Source organism: Aeromicrobium sp., assembly GCF_036676885.1.
Taxonomy (GTDB): Bacteria; Actinomycetota; Actinomycetes; order Propionibacteriales; family Nocardioidaceae; genus Aeromicrobium.
On the sequence record NZ_JAKFCB010000116.1, the window covers coordinates 1 to 4,213 of the forward strand.

Annotated in this window: 4 protein-coding genes and 1 pseudogene; 2 read left to right on the top strand and 3 right to left on the bottom strand. The window is 67.7% G+C overall.

Annotation, left to right across the window (positions count from 1 at the left end; translation table 11 throughout):
- On the top strand, positions 1 to 570 hold a 570-nt coding region (locus V6M46_RS05900), incomplete at its 5' end, for an L-serine ammonia-lyase (RefSeq protein WP_332662850.1).
- Between the two features lie 33 nt (positions 571 to 603).
- On the opposite strand, the gene V6M46_RS05905 is transcribed toward V6M46_RS05900, so the two are convergent.
- From V6M46_RS05905 to V6M46_RS05915, 3 genes are all read right to left on the bottom strand, one after another.
- Complete coding sequence (locus tag V6M46_RS05905; protein WP_332662851.1) at positions 604 to 1,698, bottom strand: hybrid-cluster NAD(P)-dependent oxidoreductase; 1,095 nt, start codon at positions 1,696 to 1,698, stop codon at positions 604 to 606.
- Positions 1,695 to 2,960: an aromatic ring-hydroxylating oxygenase subunit alpha gene (locus V6M46_RS05910; RefSeq protein WP_332662852.1), complete on the bottom strand. Its 1,266-nt coding sequence runs from the start codon at positions 2,958 to 2,960 to the stop codon at positions 1,695 to 1,697. Before V6M46_RS05910 ends, V6M46_RS05905 begins: the two co-directional genes overlap by 4 nt.
- Positions 2,961 to 3,042: 82 nt before the next feature.
- The gene (locus V6M46_RS05915; RefSeq protein WP_332662853.1) at positions 3,043 to 3,987 is read right to left on the bottom strand and encodes a LysR family transcriptional regulator; all 945 of its coding nucleotides are present in this window, start codon (positions 3,985 to 3,987) and stop codon (positions 3,043 to 3,045) included.
- A 104-nt stretch (positions 3,988 to 4,091) separates the two neighbouring features.
- Between V6M46_RS05915 and V6M46_RS05920 the strand changes: the two are divergent.
- Positions 4,092 to 4,213 (top strand): annotated as a pseudogene (locus tag V6M46_RS05920) (bifunctional methylenetetrahydrofolate dehydrogenase/methenyltetrahydrofolate cyclohydrolase); the annotation flags it as partial.

Genomic DNA, 4,213 nt, shown 5'->3' on the forward strand with positions numbered 1-4,213 from the left:
CTGTTCGCGCTCGCGGTCAACGAGGAGAACGCCGCCGGCGGCCGGATCGTCACGGCGCCCACCAACGGCGCAGCCGGGATCGTGCCGGCCGTGCTCCACTACTACGCCAAGTTCGTACCCGATGCGGACGACGACGGGGTCGTGCGGTTCATGCTGGCGGCCGCCGCGGTCGGCATCCTGTTCAAGATCAATGCCTCGATCTCCGGTGCCGAGGTCGGCTGCCAGGGCGAAGTGGGATCGGCGTGCTCGATGGCCGCAGCAGGGCTGTGCGAAGTGCTGGGAGGCACACCCACGCAGGTCGAGAACGCGGCAGAGGTGGGCATCGAGCACAACCTCGGACTGACGTGCGACCCCGTCGGGGGACTCGTGCAGATCCCGTGCATCGAGCGCAACGCCATCGCGAGCGTCAAGGCGATCAACGCCGCACGGCTGGCCCTCCACGGAGACGGCAGCCACAAGGTGTCGCTCGACAAGGCGATCAAGACGATGCGCGAGACCGGCGCCGACATGAAGGACAAGTACAAGGAGACGTCCCGCGGCGGGCTCGCCGTCAACGTGGTCGAGTGCTGATACGCCGGTGACGCCCGAGCGGCCCAGCTGGCGCTACGCCTCGACGATCAGGTCCTCCAGCGGCTTGGAGCAGCACAGCAGGATCTTGCCCTGTGCTATCTCCTTCGGCCTGATGCCTCCGTCGTGCTTCATGTCCACCGACCCTCTGACGAGGGTGGTCTTGCACGTGCCGCACATGCCTCCGCCGCACGAGGACGGGACCCGGATCCCGGCGGCGATGGCCGCCTGGAGCACCGTGCCGTCGGAGGCGCACTGGACCGTCTGGTTGCTCCGCGTGAACTGGACGCTGAATGCGGCGGCGTCGGCGCCGGCTGCATCCTCTGAGGGCGCTTCCACGACGTCGAACACGAAGGACTCGATGTGGATCCGGGCGGCGTCAACTCCCGCGGCGGTGAGCAGCTCCTGAGCCGCGGCCATGTAGGCAGCCGGGCCGCACAGGAAGATCTCACGCTCATGCAGGTCCGGGGCGATCTCGGCGAGCAGGTCCGACGTCAGTCGTCCGCGCCGTCCGTCCCAGCTGTCGTCGCCCGCGTCCTCGCAGGTGATGGCCACCCGGAGATTGGGGTCCGAGGCGGCCAGGTGGTTGAGCTCGGACCGGAACACGATGTGCTCGGGGCTCCGGACGCTGTGAACCAGCACGACGTCTGACGGCTCGGCCAGGTCGTGCAGCGTGCGGATCATCGACATGGAGGGCGTGATCCCCACCCCGGCCGAGAGGAACAGGTACTTGGCCGCGGGGTGTTCGGCGAACGTGAACGATCCGAGCGGACCGGTGGCGCGAACCCGGTCTCCCACCCTCAGGTGGTCGTGCAGCCAGTTCGACACCAGGCCGCCGGGCTCACGCTTGACGCTGATGCTCAACGCGTACGGGCGCGTCGCCGGCGAGGAGATCGTGTAGCACCGGCTGACGAGCTGCCCGTCGATGTCGACCGTCAGCGTGAGGTACTGACCCGGCAGGTGGCGGAAGAACCGGGGCTCCAGCGCCTCGAAGACGAACGTGCTGATCTCCTCCGTCACCGGAACGATCCCGCGGCACACCAGCAGCTGCTCCGCGTTGTCGTCCCACACGCGCGGCGGTCGGCGGTCCTGGGTGAGCATCGCGCTGAATGCCTGGGTCAGGACCGTCATGACGAGAGGTGCTCCTGCATCCGGGCGATGTACCAGGTGCAGAACGCCTCGACCTGATACTCGCTGGGCATGTACGGGCCGGGCTCGTACGCGGGACTGGTCGCACCGAGCTGTGCGCGGGCCACGAACGCGGCATCCTGCGCATTCGTCTCTCGCCAGACCTTCGTGAGCGCCTCGGGGTCGTAGTCGACGCCTTCCTCGGCGTCCTCGTGCACGAGCCACGTCGTGCGTACCAGCGTCCTGCCCGAGCTCAACGGGAGGACCGCGAACGTCACGGCGTGGTCGCTGAGGAAGTGGAACCAGGCATTGGGCTGCAGGTGCAACGACAGCCGCCCGAGCCGCCGGTGCTCGAAATCGCCGAGCAGCACGTTCGAGACGGATTCGCCGGTCTCGCTGAAGGACTCCCCGGCACCGTCAAGTGCCTCGCGCTGGATGCGGAAGCCGGAGTCGCGCGACGTGAGGTCCTCGACCGCGACGTAGGGCAGGCCGAGCTCGTCGCACCTGGCCTCGAGCTCGGTCTGGGCGAGGAGATAGCGATCGTGGGCCGGCTGGAGATGCGGCGGGATGTCCGAGGAGCCGTAGCCGAAGGTGGGGAAGAGGGAGCACGCCAGCTCCGGATGTCCGTCGCAGTGGTAGCACTCGCGGTTGTTCTCCATCACCAGCTTCCAGTTGCCCTCCTCGACCAGGTCGACCTGGGCCGCGACCTTGGTCTTGCCCAGCTCGTGGGGCGCGATGTACGGACTGACGATGTCAGCGACCCGGGCGAGGTCCTCAGGTGGCTCGTCGGCCAGGCAGATGAAGATCAGGCCGCTGACCACCTGCACTGCGACATGCTTGAGGCCGAAGCACGTCATGTCGAAGTCCTTGCCGTGCGTGGGTGCGTGACGGAGCCGACCGTCCGTGGCGTACGCCCAGTGGTGGTAGCCGCACACCAGGTTTCCGACCGAACCCTGGGCGTCCGTGAGGATGCGGGCGCCGCGGTGCCGGCAGACGTTGTGCAGGGCCCGGACCTCTTCGTCGTCATCGCGGACGACGATGACCGAGTACGTACCGAGGTTGATCGTGACGTAGTCGCCCGCGTCGGGGATCTCGCCTTCGGAGGCCACGAAGATCCAGTGCTTCGAGAAGATCCCCGCGATGTCTGCTTCGTAGATCTCGTCGCTCGTGTAGAACGGTGCCTCCAGGCTCAGCCCCGGCTCTCGTCGTTCCGCCAGCGCGGCGATGTCGAGCTGGTGCGGGGGATCCAGGGTGCGAGCGTCCATGGACGGAATCCTAGATTCCGTGACTCTTCATGAATAGCGCACGGATTTGTATGGCAACATGCAGATTTGGTGCACGGACCGCTCAGCGGCGACCCCCCTCGTCCGCAGGCAGCTGGACGGCAGCGAGCGCGGCCGGGCCGACGTCGCCGAGCGCCCTGATCGCCTCGGAGACGACGGGGAGACCGCGACTGCCGCGGCGGATACCGGTGATGATGTGCCTCGTGGGCCTGGGATCGCCATGCAGCGGGACGCGGACGACGGGATAGCCGGCGGGTATCCGTGCCAACCGCGGGATCAACGCGACGCCGAGCTCGGCGCCGACGAGCGCGGCGGCCGTCTCCCACTCGACCACCTCGTGCGCGATCGTCGGAACGAAGCCGGCCGTCGCGCAGGCGGTCATGAAGAGCTGGTGGTACGGACGACCGACGCGGTCGACGATCCAGCGTTCGGTGGCCACCTCGTGGAAGGAGGCTGACTCATAGGTCGCGAGGCGGTGATTGGCCGAGAGCAGCAGATCGAGTGGGTCGTTCAGGAGTGGCTGCTGGTAGAAGCGGGGATCGGCGGCCGCGGGGATCTCCTGCGTGACGGCCACCACCGCGACGTCTGCTTCTCCGGCGAGCAACAGGTCGAAGCACTCCGCGGGCCCGGCCTCGATGATGCGGACGTCAAGGTTCGGGTAGGTCCGCAGCAGGCGCGCAGCGACCGGGGGGAGCAACGCCGCAGCGGCGGTGGAGAAGCCGCACATGCGGAGCTCGACCATGGTCTCGTCGGCGCTGGTGGCCAGCTCGGCCCGGATCTGCTCCCAACGCTCGTACAGGTCGTCGGCGCGGGACAGCAGGAGGCGCCCGGCCGGCGTGAGCTTCACCCCCCGGCCCTTGGGGACCAGCAGGGTCACACCGAGCTGCTCCGACAGGGAACGCAGCTGGGCCGACACGGCAGACGGTGTGTAGTGCAGCGCTTCGGCGGTCGCGGTCACCGTGCCGTGGTGGGCGAGCAGGCGAAGCACGTGGAGCCGGTGATCGATCATGCAGCAGTTTTGCATGATTTCGTGTGGATTCGTGCGCTGTTCACGCAGGGTCGGCAAATCTAGGATGCGAGGAATCAGAACCAGATCAGATGGGACTCGGTCACGTGACTGCGCAGATTCTCGATGGCAAGGCGGTTGCGGCCGCGATCAAGGGTGAGCTTCGTGGGCGTGTGGATGCGTTGCGTGAGCGGGGTGTGTCTGCGGGGTTGGGCACGATTCTGGTGGG